The following is a 23403-nucleotide window of genomic DNA, read 5'->3' as shown; positions in this document are numbered from 1 at the left end:
TTATTTAAACGGGCTTAAGAGCAAATTTTTCAGATTTTGTTTAAAAATAAAAAACCCGCGAAGTTCGCGGGTTTCTCTAATCTAACTTTAAAGGTTAAATCATTTTTCAGCAGCAATTGAAGCAATCGCAGCGTCTACGCCTTCGATTGAGTCAGCCGCTTTCTTGATACGTGCAAGCGCATCTACAAGTACGTCATCAGCAGTTGCATAAGAAATACGCATAAAACCGCCTAAGCCGAATGCATCACCAGGAACTACGGCAACGCCAGTTTCTTCCAATAACCATTCAGAGAATTCTGTGCAAGATTTTAAGCCTTTCGCACGAATTAATGGACGGATGTTTGCATATGCATAGAATGCGCCATCAGCAGGTAAGCAAGAAATACCGTTGATGTCGTTCAAACCACTAACAACTAAGTCATGACGGCGTTTGAATGCTTCAATCATAGGCTCAAGAACGTCTTGAGGGCCATTCAACGCAGCTTCAGCAGCAACTTGTGAAATAGAAGTTGGGTTTGAAGTTGATTGAGATTGGATTTTTTTCATTGCGCCAATAAGCTTAGCAGGGCCCGCTGCATAGCCAATACGCCAGCCAGTCATTGCATATGCTTTAGACACACCGTTTAACACGATTGTGCGGTCATAAAGGTCTGGTGCAACTGTTGCGATATTGTAGAATTCGTCATCCCAACGGATTGGTTCGTACATATCGTCAGAAGCGATATAAACTTCTGGGTATTTACGAAGAACATCAGCCAAAGCTTCTAATTCAGCTTTAGTGTAGATCATACCTGTTGGGTTTGATGGACTGTTTAAAACCACTAAACGAGTTTTGTCTGTGATCGCTGCTTCAAGTTGAGCAGGTGTGATTTTGAAACGTTGTTCTTCACCACATTTTACAATAACAGGAACACCTTCAGCGATAATCACCATGTCTGGGTAGCTTACCCAAAATGGTGCAGGGATGATTACTTCATCACCTTTGTTTAACAAAGCTAATGCTAAGTTAAAGAATGACTGCTTGCCGCCACAAGAAACCAAAATTTGGTTTGCAGCATAATCAAGGTTATTGTCACGCTTGAATTTTGCAATAATCGCTTTTTTAAGGCCAGGCGTACCATCTACAGCGGTGTACTTTGTGAAACCGTTGTTAATCGCTGCAATTGCTGCATCTTTGATGTGTTGTGGGGTGTCGAAGTCAGGTTCACCTGCGCCCAAGCCAATAACGTTCTTGCCAGCCGCTTTTAATTCAGCAGCTTTGTTGGTAACAGCAAGAGTTGGGGACGGTTTGATGGCATTCACACGATCAGAGAGACGTACGTCCACGGCAGTATTCCTTCTTATAGGGTTTAAAAAATAAAAAGCACACTATATTAGCTTAAAAAACTCAAGCAAGGCGTTTAAAAACACAGATTTTCTGCAAAAAACATAAAAAAATTCAATTTTGAATTAGGGTCTGTTGACATTTACTGTTCATAATTAACCCTATAAAGGTAGCCATAAAAATATACAGGCTAAAGCAACAGAACTTTGATAATTTCTTTTGAGCTTGTCATATCGAGTAGCTATTCCTCTAAATTGCTTTAATCTACAAAACATATTTTCAACTAAATGCCTGATTTTATATAAACACCAGTCCATATGGTCATTGTTCGATTGGCTATTTGTTTTTTTTGGTATATTCGCTTTAGTCCTTGTTTTCCTGATCTGTTCACGCAGTGGTTCTGAATCATAGCCTTTATCTGCACATACCACTTTTGTCTCTTTTAAATCTAATGTTGATATTAAATCAGGTGCAACTTTAACATCATGTGTGGTTCCATCGGTAATCATGAAATCAATAGGATTGCCATGTGCATCAACAATCAAATGTATTTTTGAGGAGTTTCCTCCTACACTTTTAGAAATAGATTGATTCGCTATGCCGGCAGAATGTTGATGAGCACGTACATGAGAGCCATCAATAAAAATCCACTCCATATCGGGGCATGAGGCTAGTAATTTGAATAATCTAAGTAACTTACCGCTGCTTGACCAACGATTAAAACGTTTGAAAATAGAGTTTGAATGACCAAAACAACAAGGAATATCTCGCCACGGACAGCCTGTTCTAATTCTATAGAGAATAGCTTCAATAAAATTGCGTAAATTTGAGTTGTGGTGAATGGATAAATTACGCAGAATAACTTTCAACTTTTGCCAGTGTTGATCTGTCAGCATGGTACGAGGCATAGCGAATAGTAAAATTGGGTTTGGCGATTTGATTTTACTACTTCGCTATTTTTTTAAGCTAAAAGTGTCAACACACCCTAATGATTTCAAAAATGTACAGAATTAGGAAGTTTCTCGCATCTTTATGAAAAAAACTTTAAAATAAGCGCAATTTGATGAGAGTGATGGTCATGAGTAAGCAACAGCCTACTTCAAAAAAACCTTTGGTGAATCTCCCATTCCCAATGCCAAATGCAGAACAAAGTGCTGACGATGTTGCACATAATCAGGTTCGTCCAAAACCTGAACAATATGCAGATCGTACTTGGATGCCACCACGTGGCACCCGTCGTTCAATGGGTAAACGTTAATTCGCCATTGAAATAAAAAAGCGCCCTGGTTAGGGCGCTTTTTTATTGATCATTCGCTGGGTTGTAATTGCTAACCCGTCGATCATTTTGTGCATAGTAGGTTTTTTTGTGTTCATACATCGCAGTGTCGGCACGTTTAAGTATATCTTCAACCCGCTCATTTGGCTGGCTGGTAGCAGTGCCAATCGACACACTAATCGGTTGATGATTATTAAATTGGTTATCTACCATTAAAAGCTCATGCAAACTTTCAATACAATGGTTCAATGCGGCTTCATCGGCGGCAGGTAATAGCACCACGAATTCATCACCACCGATCCTTGAAGCAGAGTATTGGGTATTTTCAATTAACTGATTCAGGGTATTACCCATACGGCGTAATAAGCTATCGCCTTGATCATGACCAAGGTTATCATTGATAGCTTTTAAGCCATTCATATCTAGGAAAATACAAGACACAGGACGTAGGTTGTTGCGCTCAAGTCTGTTGATTTCGGTGCTGTAGAAAGAGCGGTTATAAAGTTTGGTTAAGACATCATGCTTGGCCAAATACTCAAGATAATTTTCGGCTTTTTTGCGCGCAGTAATATCAGTGAGCGCCAGTTGTACCATACCCCAATCGTCTTCGAAGCCTGGAAACACGGCAAAATGCAACAACACATGGCGAATACTTCCATCGAGTGCATAATTGACTGCTTCGCAGTTATGTTGAATATTGCCATCCCACAGTTCGAGCAGCTGATGTCGAAAGGTCTGTTGGGTTGCGTTCTGAAAGACTTTATGCAAATTTTTAAGTAAATGGTCTTTGTCACGTGCAGCAAACAAATCGAGTGTAGCTTGGTTGACATCGGTAACCATGATGTCTCTGAGACATTCATTAATAAAGTCATTGTGGACATCAAGGAAAGTTTTAAAGTCACTGATCCCCAAACGACGTAAATGATCTAAACGTGCTTTGACTCGGCTAAAGTCCTCAACCCAAAGCGAAGTAGGCGAGTATTGAAAACGTGCTTCAGCAATTAAACGACTTTTTTCTTCTAAGCGTTGTGCATTGGCATAAGGCGTGATGTCTTCCGTGCTGATCAGAACCAATGAAAGATCGTGTTCATGACCAGGAAGTACTGTCCCGCGCAGGCGAATGTCAAGGCGATGACCTGTAAGCGTATAGTTTACGGCAGTGTTTTCAAATAAGGTCTCACCATTCCAAAGCGCGACCAGCTCATTTAAATGAGTGCTTGACATATCTGCTTTAAAAATTTGCGCAAGGTTCGCAGTTAAATCTTCAAAACTTTCGGCTTCAAATTGTTTTAAGGTTTGCGGGTTGACATGCAGGACTTTAATTTTATGCGCACAACTTAAAATACGTGATTTGTCTTCCAACAGAAAAGACGCAATATCTTCAACACCTTCACTCCGCCAAAGATCAAATTGTTTTTGTACTTCACTAAAGTCTTCTAACCACATGGCAATGGGAGATAATTCAAAAATAGGAGAGTCCAATAATTGCATTTATATCTCGTTTTTATGTTGGAATTTAAAGCAGTATAAGCGCTAAAAAAACTTTTTAAAATAATGTGATAAAAAAAGTTATTTTTAAAATTTATGTGAGTTTATGGGGGATTTAGTCAAAAAATGCATATTGATTGCGCATAGAAAGTGCATAAGCTCCAATGGTTTTGGAGCTTAAAGAGCGTTTATGCTGATAGCGATAAGCGCTAAATGCTTTGAGGTCGATAGCGAAAAGTTTGTGATTGTTGATATTGATGGTCGCGCCAAAATAAATTGATTACCAATAGGTTTGGAATCAATACCATGAAGAATAAATAAATCAAAAAATTCTTTCGTTGTTGTTGATAGATCTGCATGAAGTCTTGGCTGCTGATGGTTGTGTTGTCTGCTGTGACCGATAACACTAAAACTTCTGGGTAGATAAACTGACGGTTGTCTGTGTAATAACGGATACTAACCTTTTGTTGTTGAAGGTCTTCTAATAGCGGGCAGCTTTTAAAGCGATCCATGAAATTACAAACCAGTCTTAGTGGTTGCTGCTGAGAAGCTTCATTTAATACAATATCTTCATAGTGTGATTTATTACGCCCAGAGCCCACAGTGTAGCTATTTAACCGAATTTGGCCCTCGATGTGTTGTGGGTTAGGTATATGTTTTGCAATACGTACAGCCGAATAGTCAGTAAATTTGCTGAGACTGGAAAGTGCAAAAACATTAATGATGAAGAAGGGTGCCGTCATGAATAAAATATTTAAGAGGAGGTTGTTCTTTTTCGGTTGTTCGTTCTTTGTCTTTTTGAGGAAGGATAAGCATACAATGAAGATAAAGTAGACTGGGGATAGATTTATAAAACTAAAATCCTGAAATTGAGGCAGTTGATAAAATGCAATCAGCATGACAACGGCAATAGCCATACTGAAAAGTGCATGCTTGTTTCTTTTGGATTTTAAGGCTTCAAGTTGTCTATTTGTTTTCATGATTTATTTAAGTTTTTGAAAAGTATGATTATGATTCAGAGTGTAAGTGAACCTTTAAAAGTTAAAAAGGGAAAAGCAGGAACAATACCGTCACATTTTTTGTAGTAGTTGGCGATTGGGGGGTAGGGAAGATTTCAACAACTCTATTATTTTTAACTAAAAAGCCAACTCATAGAGTTGGCTTTTGGGGTTTGAAAGATGGGTTTCAACGAGAGGCTTTCCGCGCACGATGTTCGGGTTTTGGCGGTGCGATTTCTCGGCTGCCTTGCCAAACTTCAATGAAGTCTTGTTCATTGATATTATAAAGTTCCAACAGCGCTAAAATGGCACCACCAAAAAGCATGCGCCCCTCCGCGTTGGTCTCAAAATCAAATATTTTCCCTGACAGCGCATGTAAAATATCTTCAATTTCAAAAACACGATCGCGACCATTACTGTCGGTTGGATACATGCGTGTGTTGAGAATAATTTTGGCTAAACTTTTTTCATTATCGGTTAAGGCCAAATGCTGAATCAGCATGTCATCATTTTGAGTGCTGAAAATCACGGCATCATTAAAAATGGTATGCAAAAACTTTTTATTTAGACGTGGTAGTGTTCTTTCCACAAATGGGCGAAATGATGCGGGGAAAATAACATTATGAGAAATGCCTTTAAACATAGGAGCAATTTCTTCAACTTTATAACCTGCAATACCACAGCCGATAGAGGTTAGAAAGTAAGTCATTTTAGGGTGATTTTTGGTATAGATTTTAAAGTCATCAATATAGTGTTGAATTTGCGAGAGCGGCATTTGCTGTAAGTGTTCGTTCATGGTGGGAATGGCATAACTTTGCCCTGACCAACCACGTCCGACGCCTTTTATTGCGCCAAAGTGTTCAAGTGCAGTTCGGGCAGCACCATCCGCATGTTGACCTGCCATGTTACTACCAAACACAAATACGGTATGTTCATCTAGGTTTTTGACGATGCTTTCGTCATGATATTGGTATGTCATAGGCTCTGATTTTTCGCTCTTCTTCACTTCATGTTGCCCTTGAAATACGGGGGGGTCAAGTGAAAAATCTTTGTAATATTTTCAGTAAATTACATTAAAAATCTAAAAGCAAGAATTGCTCGGGATTGAATCTGTTAAAATAGTCGGTTGAAGAAGCAAATCTTGGGATATGTCTGTGAGTGAGAAACAACCTTTTGATTTAGTCACCAATTACCAACCCGCAGGTGATCAGCCGCAAGCCATCGAAAAGCTTGTTGCTGGAATAGAAAAGGGCTATCACGACCAGTTGTTACTTGGGGTTACGGGTTCAGGTAAAACCTATACCATGGCCAACGTGATTGCGCGGACGCAACGTCCGACCATTGTCATGGCACATAATAAAACCTTAGCCGCACAGCTTTATGGTGAGTTCAAATCTTTCTTTCCGAACAATGCCGTCGAATATTTTGTCAGTTATTATGACTATTACCAACCCGAAGCCTATGTGCCATCTTCAGACACATTTATTGAAAAAGATTCAGCGATCAATGACCACATTGACCAAATGCGTTTATCTGCAACACGTTCGCTCTTAGAACGTCGCGATGCAATTATTGTTGCTTCAGTTTCTGCTATTTATGGTTTGGGTGACCCCAATGCCTATATGAGCATGCTGCTGCATATTGTACAGGGCGATCGTATTGCACGTGATGATATCATTCGTCGTTTGGTGGAAATGCAATATAGCCGTAATGAGCTTGAGTTTTTACGCGGTACCTATCGTATTCGTGGGGAAATTATTGATATTTTCCCTGCGGAATCAGACCAGCATGCGATTCGAATCGAGTTGTTTGATGATGAAGTCGATTCGATTCGTTGGTTCGATCCACTGACAGGCAAACTGGTACGTAAAGTTCCGCGCATAACTATTTACCCAAAAAGTCACTATGTAACACCGAAAGATAATTTAGAGCGCGCCATCGGCACGATTCGTGAAGAGTTAAAAGAACGCTTAGGTTTCTTTCGTGCACATGACAAATTGCTTGAAGCACAGCGAATTGAACAACGTACCCGTTATGATTTAGAAATGATGCAGCAGTTGGGCTATACCAACGGTATTGAAAACTATTCACGTCATTTATCCGGTCGTCCTGCGGGCGAAGCGCCGCCAACCTTATTTGATTATGTTCCTGACGATGCCTTACTAATTATTGATGAGTCACACGTGACTGTGCCGCAAATTGGCGCGATGTATAAAGGTGACCGTTCGCGTAAAGAAAACTTGGTGAATTATGGTTTCCGTCTTCCTAGTGCGCTAGATAACCGCCCAATGCAGTTTGAAGAATGGGAGCGGATTACGCCAGCAACGATTTATGTCAGTGCTACACCAGCCAAATACGAGATTGAAAAAGCCGAGCAAATAGCTGAGCAGGTGGTTCGTCCTACAGGGTTGATTGACCCCGAAATTGAAGTACGTCCGGTATTGACTCAAGTTGATGATGTGTTGTCTGAGATCAATATCCGTAAAGATCTAGATGAGCGTGTTTTGGTAACCACCTTAACCAAACGTATGGCAGAAGATTTAAGCTCGTATTTGAAAGAGTATGGCGTCAAGGTTGCCTATCTGCACTCAGATATTGATACCGTTGAACGGGTGAAAATTATTCATGACTTACGTTCGGGTGTCTACGATGTCCTCGTCGGGATCAACTTACTACGTGAAGGCTTGGACATGCCTGAAGTGTCTTTAGTGGCTATTTTAGATGCGGACAAAGAGGGTTTCTTGCGTTCTGAGCGTTCTTTGATTCAAACCATTGGTCGTGCAGCGCGTAATGTAAAAGGCAAAGCGATTTTATATGGTGATCGGATTACCGATTCGATGCAAAAAGCCATTGATGAAACAGCCCGTCGTCGTGAAAAACAAATGGCCTTTAATGAGCTGCATGGCATTATTCCGCGTAGCACTATCAGACAAAATAAAAAGGATATTGATACAGGCGAAGTGCTGACAGATGATCAAGTTGAAAGTGGTATCACAGATCAACACCAAACCTTAAGTGCAGATCAGCAGCACTTGCTGTCCGATCCGAAACTTCTTGCCAAGCATTTAAGCAAGTTGGAAAAAGAAATGTTAAAAGCTTCTAAAGAGCTACAGTTTGAGCAAGCTGCACGTCTGCGAGATGAAATTTTGCGCTTAAAAGCACAACTTCTAACCTAAGTTGCATTTACATAACGCTACAGTAATTTGGGCAGAAAGCATTATTTTTTAAAGAGATGTTTATTTTTAGATCATAAATTCTGAAATATTAAAGGTACAGTTTATGTCTGCAAATCTTCCAAAGGCGGGTTTTACGCTTGCCAAAATTGCTGTAGGTGGTGCTGTTTTAGTCGGGTTAGGCATGGCAACCATGGCTTATGCCCAGAGCAAACCCTTAGCTGTGGTGGATAAGGTTGAATTAGACCGTTATTTGGGTGTTTGGTACGAAATTGCACGTAAGCCCATGTACTTCCAAAATAAATGTGGAAGTAATGTCTCGGCTACTTATACCCTGAATGAAAATGGCAATGTGACGGTAGATAACCGATGTTATGCCCAAGATGGTAAGTTGATGCAGTCCATAGGTGAAGCATTTGTACAAAACCCACCTTTTAACAGTAAGTTGAAAGTGAGTTTTTTACCTGAAGTGGTGCGTTGGTTACCCATGGCACGGGGGGATTATTGGATTTTAAAAATTGATGATGACTATGAAACGGTTTTAGTGGGTGAGCCACGCCGTAAGTATATGTGGGTGCTTTCTCGCTCGCCACAACCAGACCAAAAAGTCATTAATGAATACTTAGAATATGCAAAGTCAGTGGGTTATGACTTGAATGATTTGATTCATACCAAACAATTGCAAAAATAAAATCTATTAAGCCTTGAAAGCCATGCTGAAGCATGGCTTTTTTAGTTTCATATACGTATTTTAAAACTTGAATAATAAAGCTTTATACAGTCGAACGCTTTATAATCGGAGCCTGGTAAAAATCGCGTAAATCAATGTGGAGTGAAGGATGTATAAAGGTGTTGCACTATCGGTTTTAGCATCCGTCACTTTTGGGGTTTTGTATTTTTATACCTTTTTTTTAAAGCCTTTGGATAGTGAACAAACTTTTGCTTGGCGTATGCTTTCGACCTTACCCTTTTTAACCGCATTCATGTGGTGGAGTGGTGATTTAAAACTCATTTCGGAGTTGTTTAAGCGTATCTTTAAACAACCTTGGATGTTTGCTTGGTTATTGTTTAGTTCGGTTTTATGTACCACGCAGTTGTGGCTATTTTTATGGGGGCCCATGAATGGTCGCGGCCTACAGGTGTCGCTCGGCTATTTTTTACTGCCTTTGGTCATGGTGTTGGTTGGTTGCATCCTTTACAAGGAAAAACTATCCCGCTGGCAAATGGCTGCGGTAGCCCTTGCTATGCTTGGGGTAGGACATGAAATTTGGCGTATTGGTAGCATGGCATGGGAAACGGTTTATATCGCTTTGGCTTATCCTTTGTATTTCTTCCTGCGCCGTGTTTGTAAAACGGATCATTTGGGTGGCTTCTGGTGGGATCTGTTTTTGATTTTACCTGTCGCATTCTATTTGGGCTTTGTGCATAGCGATAGTTTGGCTTTGATACAACAGTTTCCACATCTGATTTTGGCGGTCATTGGACTGGGTTTCTTAAGTGCGATGGGGCTTGGAAGTTATATACTCGCGAGTCGTTATTTACCTTTTGTGATTTTTGGTTTGCTGAGTTATTTGGAGCCAGTTTTACTGGCAGGAGCATCAGTTGCCATGGGAGAGCGTATAGAGGCAGGTGAGTGGTTTACTTATATTCCAATTTGGTTTGCAGTCTTATTGCTTATTATTGAAGGCGTGTTGCATTTATATAAACAGCAACAAAATAAAAAACAGCTCGAACGAAATATTGAGCATTTTGAAAAACAGCAACATTCAGACTAATTTGATGATGTTTGGAGCTGTCATTGCACTAGAATTTGGGCGATAAGCATGTTTCTGATTTGTTTTTTGCCCTTTAAGAATAATTGACTGTTTGATAAAACATCATTTGCGTAACTGTTTATTTTTTATCTAAAAAAATATTTTTTTAATTTTTATACTGCAAAATCATAAGACTAAATGCAATCATTTCTTAAATTAATAATGAATATACGACAAAAAACATCATGCATTTACAGCTTTCGATTCAAACTTGGCGCTAAATCCTTTACAATTGTTGGGTTTTAAAATTTATGCTTAGATTAAATTAATTAGAGGACGTATCTGTGAGCAAAGAGACTATCATCGCCCTACACGCAGAACACCAAGGTCGCTGGAAAAACCGTGAAGAAATCGCGGAACAAATGATCGCTTTGATCGGTCAGCTTTACCGTGAAAAAAATATTGTGGTTTCAGTGTTTGGACGTTCTTTAGTTAACCGTTCAGTTATCCAAATTTTAAAAGCGCACCGTTTCACTCGTATGATGGACGTTGAACTTTCAGTTGTACACACGTTCCCAATTCTTGAAGCGTTAGCTAAAATTGAAAATATCGGTACTGCTGAAATTGATCTAGGCAAATTAGCCGTTGCGTTTAAAGAGCAAGGTGGCGATGTTGATGCATTTGTTGCAGCAGCTGTTAAATCTGTAGAAGGTCGTGCGACTTCAGTAGAAGGCCGTGACGTTGTTCTTTACGGTTTTGGTCGTATCGGTCGTATTCTTGCACGTTTAATGATTGGTCAGTCTGGTCTTGGCCGTGGTTTGAACCTAAAAGCGATTGTGGTTCGTAAGTCATCTGATGGTGATTTGGAAAAACGTGCGTCTTTATTACGCCGTGACTCAATCCATGGTCCATTCTCTGGTACGATTTCTGTTGATGAAGAAAACGAAGCAATCATTGCAAACGGTCAATTCATTAAAGTGATTTATGCGTCGAACCCAACTGAAGTTGATTATACCGATTATGGTATTAGCAATGCGTTAGTGATCGACAACACGGGTAAATGGCGTGATGCTGAAGGTCTTGCTCAACACCTTAAGTGCCCAGGCGCTGCACGTGTGATCTTGACTGCACCAGGTAAAGGCGACATGAAGAACGTAGTGTTTGGTGTGAACCAAGCAGACATTCTTGATGAAGATACCATTATCTCTGCTGCAAGCTGTACAACCAACGCAATTACACCAACACTTAAAGTTTTACATGACAAATACACAGTGTTGAATGGTCACGTTGAAACAGTTCACTCGTTCACAAACGACCAAAACTTAATCGACAACTACCATAAAGCAGACCGTCGTGGTCGTGCTGCAACGTTGAACATGGTGATTACTGAAACAGGTGCGGCTAAAGCGGTTGCTAAAGCACTTCCAGCACTTCAAGGTAAATTAACAGGTAACTCTGTACGTGTTCCAACACCAAACGTTTCACTTGCGATTTTGAACTTAACTTTAGATAAAGAAGTTGATCGTGATGAAGTGAACGAATACATTCGTAAAATTTCAATCAGCTCTAGCCTTCAAGGTCAGATCGGTTATACCAACTCGACTGAAGTTGTATCATCTGACTTTATCGGTTCGCGTACAGCAGGTGTATTTGATGCGCAAGCAACAATCACTTCGGGCAACCGTTTAACTGCATATGTTTGGTACGATAATGAAGTTGGTTATAGCTGCCAAGTTTTACGTATTGCAGAGCAAATGGGCGGCGTAAGCTATCCAAAAATTCCAGCTGAAACAAATGCATAATTTGTAATAGCGACTAAAAAGAGCCTCAATTGAGGCTCTTTTTTTTGCGCTGTTGTTGTGGATGAGGCCAATCAGGTGCGTTGGGGTGACATAAGTATTGGCTTGAGTGGTAAGAGTTGCCAATGTTTAATCCCTACTAATTTACTTAGAATAATTAGAATACTGTGTAGAATAGGGTGATAAAAATTATAGAGTCTGGTTGGTATACCGCCCCCAATGACTTTCTAAGCTGACAACCGGATGATATTTGTCAGATAAAAGAAAATAAAACAAAAGGAATTTGAATTTGCAAGTGAAGCATGTGCTAAGTGGATTGGCATTCATTGTGTTGGCATCTGTATGCGGTGTGCTTATCGCTATTTGGATGTTTAAACACTTTAATATTTATATTCCCTTAGAAAATCAAAAAGTCAGTATTGATCTGCAAGAGCCTTTACAAGCTGAGGTTAAAATTCATGATGCCTTAGATGTTGATATCACAGGGCGCGTCAATGCAGAAATTCCGATCCGTGAAAACCTGAATATTCCACTGACCCAAACGCTGACTCCACGAGTGTATTTTGATAATCAGGTTCCGATTAAAACCACCATTCCAGTGCGTGAAACCTTGAAAATTAATCAGAACATGCCTGTAGATACCAAGGTACAGGTGAAAGTCATGGGGCGAGATGTGACTTTGCCTTTAAAAGGCAATATTCCTATTCAGTTGGATGTGCCGATTCATATCGATGTGCCACTTGAACAGCAAGTACACCTCAAATTTGATGCACCTGTGAAAACCGTACTGAAAGAAAATCTACATATTCCAGTAAATACAGTGGTTAAGACCAATATTCCAATACAGGGGCATTTAAAGGTTCCCATTAAAACGGCATTGAAAGCGTCGGTGGATGTACAGAATACATTGCCAATTGAAATTAAGCAGGGGGAGTTGAAAATTCCACTCAATAGCTTGCAATTACTGCGTGAAAAACCTCAACCTCAAGAACACGTGAAGCCATAGGGGGGGAGTATGCGGATATTCCAGTCTGCAAAGCGGCTTATACTGAGTTTTGTGTGCATTGTAATTTTGGTGGCTGTGCTGTTTTGGTTGTACCTGAATATTCAAGCTAATATGCAAGTGTCAGCGAGTGAAGCCCAAATTCAACTATCAGACTCCTTACCGACCAAAATCCAAGTGGGTAATTATTTAGAAACCCAATCCGTTGGGACTTTAGATACGCAACTGAAAATCGATCAGAAAATCAACCTGCCTTTGACAGGGAAATATTTGGCAAATTTAGAGTTTGAAGTAGAAGTACCCGTTTCAGTATCTATTGATTATCAAACAGAGGTGCTCATTGATCAAAATATGCCGTTGGAGACAACTACAGACCTAATTTATCAAAATAAACTATTGCCTAAGTTCCCACTCACTTTAGATATTCCGATTAAGCTGGCTGTACCATTTCATTTAAAGCAAGACTATCAGATCCCAATCAAAATTATGTTTAATGGCTTGGTCTATTTTGAGTTTGATGAGCAAGTGCGTCTGCATGTGTTACATCAGTTTGCACCACAGTTAAATTTGAATGACCCAATGACTATGCGAAAAATAGCAAGCTTCAATGCGACCATGTATAACACGGAACGGAGTACGACTGCGAATTTGGAGATGAATATGACACTACCTGTGAAGAACATTCATCCATAAAAAACACCACCAATCACTGGTGGTGTTTGAATGTGAAGATTAAATGATTGGCTTAAAGTGCGGCTTTAATCGAATCTTGAATACTGGTGGTCTTATGTCCAATCAATTGTTCTAGGTCTTTACTGTTGCTGTACATCGCGCCTTTGGCGGTCTGCACATCGGCATCCACAATCACATCAATCAAGTGTGATGGGAGGTTGGCTTGAATTAAGCCTTGACGCAGGTCATCGGCAGACAAATTTTGATAGATAACTGGCTTATGAGTTGCCTGACTGATGAATTGAGCCAAATCAGCTTTAGTAAAACTTTCAGAACCTGCCAATTCATAGGTTTTATTCTCATGACCTGTTGAAGTTAAAACTTTGGCTGCAGCTTCAGCATAATCTATACGCGATGCTGAGCTAATTTGGCCATCTTGAGCTGCGCCAAAAAGCGTCCCAATTTCAATGGTGTGAGCAACACCTGCAAGGTAGTTTTCGCTATACCAGTTATTTCTTAAGAAGGTATAAGTGATTCCACTGTCTTGAATTAGTTTTTCGGTTTCACGGTGTTCTTGGGCTAAGCCGAGTGGGGACTTATCTGCACGAAGTAAGCTAGTATAAGCAAGATAAGGTACGCCGGCCACTTTCGCAGCATCAATCACTGCTTTGTGTTGAGGTGTACGGCGACCAATTTCATTGGCTGAAATGAGTAATAACTTATCTATTCCTAATAAAGCAGGAGCTAGTGTTTCAGGGCGGTCATAATCAAACTCACGCAGCTCAATACCTTGGACTTTGAAATGTTCAGCTCTATCAATGTTACGAACCAGCGCAACAATATTCTGGGCAGCGGTCAGCTGCAAAAGTTGCTCTATAACGAGGTTGCCAAGTTGTCCTGTTGCGCCTGTGATTGCAATTTTCATAATTCACCTATGTTGGTTGTTTTCTATACTTGATGGTTGTATCTTAATCTGTTAACTTACTAAATGTAAGTACGTACCAAAAAGTAAGTAATAAACCAAATGGAGAGAAATGATGCACACCTATGCGACAAGCAAATTGTTAGGTCAAGTTTTATCCACGGAGTGTCCATCTCGTGAAATTTTGGAGCATCTTACGAGTAAATGGTCGGTACTGGTGTTGCGCTGTTTAAGTGATGGCGTACATCGTTTTAGTGAGCTCAAGCAGCGTATAGAAGGAGTGAGTGAGAAAATGCTTTCTCAGACGCTCAAAACGCTTGAGCATGATGGCTTTATTCTACGGACGGTCTATCCCGTGGTGCCGCCCAAAGTAGAGTACCAATTGACGATCTTGGGTTCTCAAGCCGCTGAGAAAACCATGTATTTGATTGGTTGGATTGAAAAAAGTTTGCCTGAAATTCTAGAAAGCAAGGAGCGAGTAGCAGCTTTAAAATAAAAGATGACAAGTAATGTGGATTGGTTGCGTGAATTCTTAATTACACTTTAATAGTGAATCCCTCAGGAGTGCGGAAGTGGATTAGAGCTGATTCAAATTTCAGGCTGTGAAAAGTCTTGTTATCAAACAAGCTATTCTTTTAGTGCGCTATTTTGATGTGAAAATCCTTTTTGAAAGTAAAAGTTGAGTAGGATTGAATAAAGTGAATCGAAGAGTGGCCTAACGACTAAATGGTCAGCACATTTAAATTAAAAAATGAAGAAAATCAGGTGAAAAGTGTCAAAAAATTAGATTTTGGTATTTTTGTGACTAAATTTCATGTTTCGCTGAATAATTCTATTCGAGAAATTTTGTAAAATATGGCAGAATATGCGGTTTTAAAGTATTTAGAGGATTGGCAGCATGCGCTTTGTTGATGAAGCAGTCATTACCGTAGAGGCTGGCGACGGTGGCAATGGCGTAGCCAGTTTTCGCCGTGAAAAATTCGTACCTTTTGGTGGTCCAGACGGTGGTGATGGTGGTCGTGGTGGTAGCGTATTTATCGAAGCTGATGATAATACCAGTACCCTTGTAGACTTCCGTTATACTCGCCGCTTCCGTGCGGAGCGAGCTAAAAATGGTCGTGGCGCGAACTGCGCAGGCCGTGGTGGTGAAGACACAGTATTAAAGGTTCCTGTAGGTACAACCATTGTTGACACTGACTCAGGTGACATTATTGGCGACTTGGTTGAAAGTGGTCAACGTGTGCTTGTTGCAGCGGGTGGTGATGGTGGTTTGGGGAATACTCACTTCAAATCATCGACGAACCGTTCGCCACGTAAGTGTACCCATGGTTTTAAAGGTGAATTCCGTGAAATTCGCTTAGAGCTAAAAGTACTGGCCGATGTTGGCTTACTGGGTATGCCAAACGCAGGTAAATCGACGTTTATTCGTGCCGTATCAGCAGCAAAACCTAAGGTTGCAGACTATCCATTTACTACGATGGTTCCAAACCTTGGTGTGGTTGATGCAGACAGTCACCGTTCATTTGTAATGGCGGATATTCCTGGCTTGATCGAAGGGGCTTCTGAAGGTGCGGGTCTTGGTATTCGTTTCTTAAAGCACTTGGCGCGTACGCGTATTTTGCTTCACATTGTAGATGTTCAGCCGATTGATGGTTCTGATCCTGCATACAATGCAAAAGCGATCTTGGGTGAGTTAGAGAAATTCTCTCCGACACTTTCAAAGTTACCTATCGTTCTAGTGTTAAACAAAGTTGACCAACTTGCAGACGATACGCGTGATGAATGGTGTCAGCATATCTTAGATGAAATGCAGTGGGATGGCCCTGTATTTAAAACTTCAGGTTTGATGTCTGAAGGGACAAAACCAGTTGTTTATTACCTGATGGATCAAATTGAGCAACAACGTGAACGTGAGCTTGAAGATCCTGACTATGCAGCAGAAGTGAAAGCATTCCGTGAGCAGCTTGAAGCTGAAACACGCGAACAAACTATTGCCGCTAAAGAAGCATATCGTGAAATGCGTCGCCAACAACGTCTTGCAGGCCTGTTGGCTGATGATGATGAAGACGATGATGAAGATGACGGCGAAATGGAAGTGTTTTACGTACGTTAAGCTCGTAATGAGTAACTGAGGACAAGATGATAGAAGTGGTAGATGGGCAACGTAAGCTCGAAGCTTGTAAACGAATCGTTGTTAAAATCGGATCATCTTTACTCACAGCAAATGGGCAAGGTCTAGATATAGATGCAATTTCGCATTGGGCGAAACAAATTGCAGATCTACACAATGCAGGACATGAGATTATTCTGGTGTCGTCAGGAGCTGTGGCTGAAGGTATGGTTCGTATGAAGCTAGACAGCCGACCCACCGATCTACCCAGTCTTCAGGCGTGTGCTGCCATTGGTCAGATGGGCCTTATTCATACGTGGTCAAGTGTGCTTGAAAAACATCATATTCAGACCGCGCAAGTGTTATTAACCCATGATGATTTGGCAGACCGTCGTCGTTATTTGAACTCGTGTGACGCTTTACAGAACTTGATTGAATGGCATGTCATTCCTGTAATCAACGAGAATGACACGGTTTCGACCGATGAAATTCGCTTTGGTGACAATGACACGCTTGCTGCGATGGTTGCAGGTCAAGTCCATGCAGATTTGTTAATTATTTTGACTGATCAGCAAGGTATGTTCGACTCAGATCCACGTTCAAATCCAGACGCTAAACTGTTCCATACTGTGCGTGCTCTAGATGAGAGTTTGTTTGATATGGCTGGCGGTGGCGGCAAGTTTGGTCGTGGTGGTATGTTGACCAAAGTCCGTGCTGCACGCTTAGCTGCAAAGTCTGGCTGTCCAACGCTGATTGCCAGTGGTGAAAGCGACAATGTGCTTGCGCGTTTGATGGATGGTGAAATGCTCGGGACATTGTTTATTACAGATAATGACCGCATTACCGCTCATCAACAGTGGTTGGCGGCTCACTTACAAACTGCGGGTCGTTTAGTGTTGGATGATGGTGCTGTCAAAGCCATTAAAGATAATCATCGTAGTTTACTTCCAGTTGGTGTGAAAGCTGTGGAAGGGCATTTTGAACGCGGTGACGTGGTTGAATGTGTTGATATCCAAGGTGGCCGTGTTGCGGTCGGGCGTGTCAACTTTAGTTCGCGCTCTGCGGAGCTGGTAAAGGGCTTGGCGTCAGATAAAGTTCACCAAGTTCTAGGTGAAGCACGTTCACTTGAGATGATTCATCGCAACCACATGGCGATCTACTGATTTAAATGCATTAAAAAAAATCCCGCTTTCGAGCGGGATTTTTTGTTTTAAAGCAAAAGTTATTTGATATAGCCTTTTTGAATGAGGGGCTTAAATAAGTAAAAGTGAAGGGTGAGTGCCCATTGCATGATTTTCTCTTTATAGAGATTCCAAAGCTTTAATCCAAAGAAGTTTAAGGCAAAAGCCAATAGAAAAGCGCCGAGCATATCTAAAGGAAAATGTACACCAAGATAGACACGTGACCATGCAACCAGCCAAGCCATGACCAAGAGAAAAATTCCCAGTTTACGCTGCGCAGAGAATAGATAAGAAAAGGCGATACTGCTAAAAATCAGCATATGGTCACTTGGAAAAGAGCCATTGGGTGCATGGTAAATGAGAGTGCGTCCGACCTCCATGACAAAAGGCCGTGGGTGATAATACACATGAGAAATACATTGGCTGATCAAAATGGCGATACTGGTAAAAATAAACGCCTTCAATATCTGTTTTTTAGTGTCATAGTTACCACGTAGCCAAAACCAAGCAAACAGTAAAATCATACAATAGAGCAGGTCATTGGCGATAAAAATGGCAAAATGAATACTGGTATTAGTGGCTTCAGGAGAAGCATTAATCCATGAAAAAAGCGATAAATTAAGTTCTGAAAGAGTCATGAAAGTGGATTGTGTTTATAAAGTACGGAAGAGAGTCATAATTTTGTCATATTGTTAAAATAAAAAAGACCACAAAAATGTAGTCTTTTTTAACAGTTCAATGTAGTTGAACTAATTAGCTTTCAGTTTTAGAAATCAAATGACGTTTGAAGGTAGAAGGTACGTGGTTGCCCTACATATTTTCCGCCTGTTGAGTCAGTAGAACGTGTGAAATATTGTTTATCAAACACGTTTTTAACGCCACCCGCGATTTTTAAACCGTGAAATTGCTCACCAAAGTCATATGCTGTACGCACGGCAAAAGTGGAATAACCTGGAATATCACCTAATTTTCCATCAGCCGATTCGTCAGTTTGATAGGTATCACCCGAACCTGGAGAATGCTGCTTAGATTGGGCAAACATATCTGCATTGACTCTCCATTGATTCACTTTATAGCCTAAACCAACATTTGCTGTGTGACGTGAGTAGAATGGAAGATCTTTGTCTTCAAAGTCGCCTGCTTCAGCCACAGCTTTGGTGAAGGTGTAGTTGCTATAGAGTTTTAAGCCCTCAAGCGCATCGGTTAAATAGGCAAAGTCATAAGCCAGACCAAGTTCTACACCTTTGTGGCTGGTTGCGCCTAAGTCTGTCCAAATGCCATTGTTCTGGGCATCGCGTTCTAAAATTAACTCTTTTTTGAAGTCTAAATAAAACGCGGTTAATTCTGCATTTAGACCATTGCCTAAATATTTCGTCCCAATTTCATAGTTATTGGACTTTTCAGGATGCAAGCCATCAGTTGTGCTTTGTGCAACACCACCTTCTAAACGTGCCAATTGGTTATATTGCTGTGGGCCGAATGAAACGCCCGCATTGGCAAAAATGTTCCAATTGTCTGTTGCTTTATACATGACCGATAGGCTGGGTAAAAACTCATGTGAATCAATTTTTGGAGAAACGGTATTAACTGCTACGCCTTGGTTATAGGCAGTAAAATTGTTATGCGTTTCAATTGATTCAAAACGTAGTCCCGGTGTGATGACCCAGTTACCTAAATCGAAGCGGTTATCTGCATAAATTGCATGTGCTTTAGTGCCACCTTCACTCGTGGTACGTGCTTTAATTTCGGTCACAGGTACATTCAATGCATATGTCGATGAGCGACCTGAGAACTCAGAACTATCTTCATCTAAATAACGATAGCCGATAGTGAATTCGCTATTTGAGTTACCTAATTGGTATGCACGAGACCAGCGCGGTTCAATGGCAAAAACTTTGTAGTCGCGTGGAGAGGTGTCCATACGCGAAGTCGTTGCACTAACATCTGTCTCTAAGTCGCTCGTGCGAAATGAGTCAATATAATAGGTCAGCAATTCAAAGTTATTTTTTCATCTTGATGGGTATAGCGGAATGACACATCTGAGCGGCGACCAGAAAAATAATTACGTGACTTATTTGACTGATAAGGGTTTTGTGCATATTTTTCAGCAGTTAAGCCTTCAGGCATTTCACCATAACCTTCATAGTGATATAGGTTTAAGGCAATCGCATCCGCATCTGTAATTTGATAGGCCATTTTTAACATGACATCGTCAATGTCAGTTTTATTATTGGCTTCACGGTAGCCATCACCTTTTGTGCCAGAATACAGTAAAGCAAGGCCTAAACCATTATCTAAGGTTCCGCCTACAAATAAGTTCGGGCTGTATTTGACTTGATCTGTACCCGAAGCATATTCGGTCGTTAGGCTGACATTACCTGCAAACTCTTGAGGAATCGCGCGAGTTGCAAAGTTAATGATACCGCCAACGTTCTGCGGTCCAAAACGTACAGAGCCTGCACCACGAACCACATCCACAGATTCAATATTGCCTAATGATACTGGTGCTAGAGAAAGCTGAGGCTGTCCATAAGGCGCAAATGATAGCGGGACACCATCAAGCAGTACTGTAGAGCGAGGAGATAAACGAGAGGCTAAACCACGGACCCCAATATTGAGTGAAACATCACTGCCACCAGTACCATTATTTTCTTGGACTTGAACACCAGGCACTTGCTTCAGGGCATCTTTAATTGAAGTCGCAGCAACTTCATCTAAGCGATTGCGAGTAATAATCGTACGAGCGCCTGCATGCTTTTGCACTTTCTCTGCATTGGCATCTTCTAACCAGTTGCCTTGTGCTTCAAGTTTGATGGTCGGAAGCACATTGTTGCTGGTTGCTTCAGTGAGTTCTTCTGCTTGTGCATAGGTCAAGCAGCTCATAGAAAGTCCAATCGCAATACTGAGTTGTTTGGCTTTGAATAATCTGCGATCCTGCAGATGAAGACGTGATGAAATCATTCTTTTGTGCGCAATCCATAATAAAGAGCGCGGCTATCATATGCTGAACTTTGTTGAAATTAAATAATAATCATTATCACTTATTGCAATTAAAACACTAAAATTAATAGGCGAATTAAAGTTTTATTGATGGATACACAATAAAAAAGCCACGTTTAACATGGCTTTTGAGATGAATTTGAATGAAATCTATTATTTAAGTTGAACAGTACCATTTGCATTCACAGTGATTTTAGATTCACCGCCTGCAACATCTTGCATTGGCGCATCAGCTGCTGCAAATTTTGCACTTTCTGCACGCATCATGACTGGGCGAGGGTAGTAGTTGCTGGTATTAATGTTTAAGTTAACCAAGTTATAACCTGACTTACTCCATGCTTGTGCTAATGATTGCGCACGCTGTTGAAAGTTTTTCGATGCTTCAACAATCAGCTCATTTTCCACTTTCTTACGTTGTGTGTCGGACACACTGAAGCCGATTGACTGTGTTTGGAAGTTTTGCTGTAGCTCACCAATCAATTGGCTCGCCGCTTTAAAATCGGTACTTTCTAAATTAATTTCAGCACGACCACGCCATTCTTTTAACTTTTGGTTGTCATCGTTGTAAATTGGGTAGGTGGTTTGAGAACCTGTTTCGACTTTTACGCTTGGATATTTACGAGCTAAAGCTGTGGCTTGATTCATCAGCTGCGTAATTTGTGTAGCGAGCTCGGCAGGTTGTTTGTTACTACGTTCAACGTAAAGCGTTGCATTCATTAAATCGTTGGATACTTGGCGTGTTGCCTCGGCCTGAACATTGACAATATTGTAGTTTAATTGGTTCTCAGACTGAGCAAAAACTGCTGAGCTAAATAAAGCACTAAGCGCGATTGCTGGGATGAAGAATTGACGCATTTTTATTCCTTTTTTATTTAGGAGGAGTTTTGCAACATTTGTAAAAAGCTTAAAGCCAATTTGTGGTGAATTTGCGAAAATATTGTGGTTCGATTGTAAAAAAAAGGTATAAAATATTTTTCAGAAAAACCTAGATAAATCTATTTATTTCAAAAACTTATTTTTCAACCAAGGTGAGTATTTTGAATTTTTGTGGCGAAGTTGAAAAATAAATAAATTCATCGGCTTTTCTTTACGTTGTCACACTATAAGAGGATAATTTAAGCTATGGTTTGGCATGATATATTTTTTTAGTAAATTTCTGGCAGATAATGTGCAAAAGCTGTTTATTTTATTGAAAATTTCTGTATCATCCGCCTCCTAGTTATGAAGTATCCAAACTCTATCTGACTAGAATTTATAAAGCGCCGAGTCAAAGGACCAAAAGTCACCCGACTTATTTCTTTCAACCCATATCAGAGATGGTAATTCGATATGAGCGTTTCTTCTGTAAACCCTGCCACTAATACTACTAACGAATACTATTTGACTCGCCAAAGTCAGATGGAATCCAATGTTCGTAGCTATCCACGGAAATTACCGTTAGCGATAGCCAAAGCATTAGGCTGCTGGGTTACTGATGTTGAAGGTACAGAGTACCTCGATTGTTTAGCTGGGGCAGGAACATTGGCTTTGGGCCATAATCATCCTGCGGTAATTCAAAGTATTCAAGATACACTTGCAAGTGGCCTTCCTTTACATACTTTGGATTTAACGACACCTTTAAAAGATGCATTTACTGAAGCATTGCTTGAACAATTACCAGGCGGTAAGGAAGAGTATTGTTTACAGTTCTGTGGTCCATCTGGTGCAGATGGCACGGAAGCAGCAATTAAATTAGCGAAGACGTATACCGGTCGTAGCACAGTGATTAGTTTCTCTGGTGGCTACCATGGTATGACGCACGGCGCTCTTGCAATGACAGGTAATCTGTCTGCGAAAAATGCTGTAAATGGTTTAATGCCAGGCGTTCAATTTATGCCGTATCCGCATGAATACCGTTGCCCACTTGGTTTAGGTGGCGAAGCGGGTGTGGATGCTTTGACATATTTCTTTGAAAACTTCATTGAAGATGTTGAAAGTGGTGTAACCAAGCCAGCTGCTGTCATTCTTGAAGCAATTCAAGGTGAAGGCGGTGTGGTAACAGCGCCAACCAAATGGTTGAAAAAAATCCGCGAAGTGACTGAAAAACACAACATTGTGTTGATTCTTGACGAAGTTCAAGCAGGCTTTGCACGTTCAGGCAAAATGTTCGCATTTGAACATGCGGGTATTGAACCTGACGTAGTAGTAATGTCTAAAGCCGTTGGTGGTAGCTTACCACTTGCTGTATTGGGTATTAAACGTAAGTTTGATGCTTGGCAGCCAGCAGGTCACACGGGTACTTTCCGTGGTAACCAATTGGCAATGGGTACTGGTCTTGCAACGATCAAAACTATCAAAGAACAAAAGCTTGCGCAAAATGCACAAGAACGTGGTGATTTCTTACAAGCTGAATTTAAAAAGCTTGCTCAAGAGTTCCTATGTATCGGTAACGTGCGTGGTCGTGGTTTGATGATTGGTGTTGAAATTGTTGATGAGCGTAAACCAGCGGATCATATGGGGTCTTTACCTGCAGATGGTCAACTGGCAGCAGCGATTCAAGCGGCATGCTTTAACAACAAGTTATTGTTAGAAAAAGGCGGTCGTAACGGTACAGTGATTCGTTTACTTTGCCCACTTATTATCACTCAAGCTGAATGTGAAGAAGTAATTGTTCGCTTTAAGAAAGCAATTGCTGAAGCACTTGTTGCAACTCGAGGCGCGTAA

Annotated in this window: 18 protein-coding genes and 2 pseudogenes; 11 read left to right on the top strand and 9 right to left on the bottom strand. The window is 40.8% G+C overall.

Annotation, left to right across the window (positions count from 1 at the left end):
* Nucleotides 1–99 precede the first annotated feature (99 nt).
* A complete protein-coding gene (locus AC5EUN_RS09905) occupies nt 100–1326 on the bottom strand; it encodes a pyridoxal phosphate-dependent aminotransferase (protein ID WP_004693649.1) in 1227 nt (408 codons plus the stop codon).
* A gap of 140 nt (nt 1327–1466) precedes the next feature.
* Nucleotides 1467–2232 (bottom strand): annotated as a pseudogene (locus AC5EUN_RS09900) (IS5-like element ISAba31 family transposase).
* A 170-nt stretch (nt 2233–2402) separates the two neighbouring features.
* Between AC5EUN_RS09900 and AC5EUN_RS09895 the strand changes: the two are divergent.
* A complete protein-coding gene (locus tag AC5EUN_RS09895) occupies nt 2403–2582 on the top strand; it encodes a hypothetical protein (RefSeq protein WP_004693646.1) in 180 nt (59 codons plus the stop codon).
* Nucleotides 2583–2624: 42 nt separating this feature from the next.
* Here the strand turns inward: AC5EUN_RS09895 and AC5EUN_RS09890 are convergent, their stop codons facing one another.
* The 3 genes from AC5EUN_RS09890 to AC5EUN_RS09880 form a co-directional block, all read right to left on the bottom strand.
* Nucleotides 2625–4091: a sensor domain-containing diguanylate cyclase gene (locus AC5EUN_RS09890; RefSeq protein WP_010326449.1), complete on the bottom strand. Its 1467-nt coding sequence runs from the start codon at nt 4089–4091 to the stop codon at nt 2625–2627.
* 206 nt (nt 4092–4297) lie between these two features.
* Nucleotides 4298–5005: a hypothetical protein gene (locus AC5EUN_RS09885; RefSeq protein WP_171056717.1), complete on the bottom strand. Its 708-nt coding sequence runs from the start codon at nt 5003–5005 to the stop codon at nt 4298–4300.
* A 268-nt stretch (nt 5006–5273) separates the two neighbouring features.
* Nucleotides 5274–6065, bottom strand: coding sequence for an A1S_2505 family phage non-structural protein (locus AC5EUN_RS09880; RefSeq protein WP_010326451.1), 792 nt, complete (start codon nt 6063–6065; stop codon nt 5274–5276).
* A 175-nt stretch (nt 6066–6240) separates the two neighbouring features.
* Between AC5EUN_RS09880 and uvrB the strand changes: the two genes are divergently transcribed.
* From uvrB to AC5EUN_RS09850, 6 genes are all read left to right on the top strand, one after another.
* Nucleotides 6241–8262 (top strand): excinuclease ABC subunit UvrB, encoded by a 2022-nt coding sequence (gene uvrB / locus AC5EUN_RS09875; protein WP_010326452.1) that lies wholly within the window; start codon nt 6241–6243, stop codon nt 8260–8262.
* Between the two features lie 103 nt (nt 8263–8365).
* Nucleotides 8366–8950 carry a lipocalin family protein gene (locus tag AC5EUN_RS09870; RefSeq protein WP_010326453.1) on the top strand — a complete coding sequence of 195 codons (585 nt, stop codon included), beginning with the start codon at nt 8366–8368 and terminating at the stop codon, nt 8948–8950.
* 148 nt (nt 8951–9098) lie between these two features.
* Nucleotides 9099–10034 carry an EamA family transporter RarD gene (gene rarD, locus AC5EUN_RS09865; protein WP_010326454.1) on the top strand — a complete coding sequence of 312 codons (936 nt, stop codon included), beginning with the start codon at nt 9099–9101 and terminating at the stop codon, nt 10032–10034.
* A gap of 323 nt (nt 10035–10357) precedes the next feature.
* A complete protein-coding gene (locus AC5EUN_RS09860; protein ID WP_004980374.1) occupies nt 10358–11815 on the top strand; it encodes a glyceraldehyde-3-phosphate dehydrogenase in 1458 nt (485 codons plus the stop codon).
* A gap of 286 nt (nt 11816–12101) precedes the next feature.
* A complete protein-coding gene (locus tag AC5EUN_RS09855) occupies nt 12102–12818 on the top strand; it encodes a hypothetical protein (RefSeq protein WP_010326455.1) in 717 nt (238 codons plus the stop codon).
* A gap of 9 nt (nt 12819–12827) precedes the next feature.
* On the top strand, nt 12828–13508 hold the full coding sequence (locus tag AC5EUN_RS09850) for a hypothetical protein (RefSeq protein WP_010326456.1): 681 nt from the start codon (nt 12828–12830) through the stop codon (nt 13506–13508).
* Nucleotides 13509–13560: 52 nt separating this feature from the next.
* Here AC5EUN_RS09850 and AC5EUN_RS09845 read toward each other — a convergent pair whose 3' ends face one another.
* Nucleotides 13561–14412, bottom strand: a complete 852-nt coding sequence (locus AC5EUN_RS09845; protein ID WP_010326457.1) for an SDR family oxidoreductase — start codon at nt 14410–14412, stop codon at nt 13561–13563.
* 112 nt (nt 14413–14524) lie between these two features.
* Between AC5EUN_RS09845 and AC5EUN_RS09840 the strand changes: the two genes are divergently transcribed.
* The 3 genes from AC5EUN_RS09840 to proB all read left to right on the top strand — a co-directional run bounded on the left by AC5EUN_RS09840 (nt 14525) and on the right by proB (nt 17682).
* Nucleotides 14525–14905, top strand: a complete 381-nt coding sequence (locus tag AC5EUN_RS09840; RefSeq protein WP_004980366.1) for a winged helix-turn-helix transcriptional regulator — start codon at nt 14525–14527, stop codon at nt 14903–14905.
* 402 nt (nt 14906–15307) lie between these two features.
* Nucleotides 15308–16522 carry an Obg family GTPase CgtA gene (cgtA, locus tag AC5EUN_RS09835; RefSeq protein ID WP_004980365.1) on the top strand — a complete coding sequence of 405 codons (1215 nt, stop codon included), beginning with the start codon at nt 15308–15310 and terminating at the stop codon, nt 16520–16522.
* A 26-nt stretch (nt 16523–16548) separates the two neighbouring features.
* Entirely contained in the window at nt 16549–17682 is a 1134-nt protein-coding gene (gene proB / locus AC5EUN_RS09830) for a glutamate 5-kinase (RefSeq protein ID WP_005399671.1), read from the top strand.
* 59 nt (nt 17683–17741) lie between these two features.
* Here proB and AC5EUN_RS09825 read toward each other — a convergent pair whose 3' ends face one another.
* From AC5EUN_RS09825 to AC5EUN_RS09815, 3 genes and pseudogenes are all read right to left on the bottom strand, one after another.
* On the bottom strand, nt 17742–18338 hold the full coding sequence (locus AC5EUN_RS09825) for a phosphatase PAP2 family protein (protein ID WP_010326458.1): 597 nt from the start codon (nt 18336–18338) through the stop codon (nt 17742–17744).
* Nucleotides 18339–18466: 128 nt separating this feature from the next.
* A pseudogene (locus AC5EUN_RS09820) lies at nt 18467–20661 on the bottom strand (TonB-dependent receptor family protein).
* Between the two features lie 192 nt (nt 20662–20853).
* Nucleotides 20854–21555 carry an SIMPL domain-containing protein gene (locus AC5EUN_RS09815; RefSeq protein ID WP_010326459.1) on the bottom strand — a complete coding sequence of 234 codons (702 nt, stop codon included), beginning with the start codon at nt 21553–21555 and terminating at the stop codon, nt 20854–20856.
* A gap of 474 nt (nt 21556–22029) precedes the next feature.
* On the opposite strand from AC5EUN_RS09815, the gene AC5EUN_RS09810 reads away from it, so the two are divergent.
* On the top strand, nt 22030–23403 hold the full coding sequence (locus AC5EUN_RS09810) for a diaminobutyrate--2-oxoglutarate transaminase (RefSeq protein ID WP_010326460.1): 1374 nt from the start codon (nt 22030–22032) through the stop codon (nt 23401–23403).

The sequence above is a fragment of the Acinetobacter sp. CAU_H_S170_2 genome, assembly GCF_058890445.1.
Note: the sequence above shows the minus strand (reverse complement) of the source record. Positions and strands in the feature narration are given on the sequence as shown.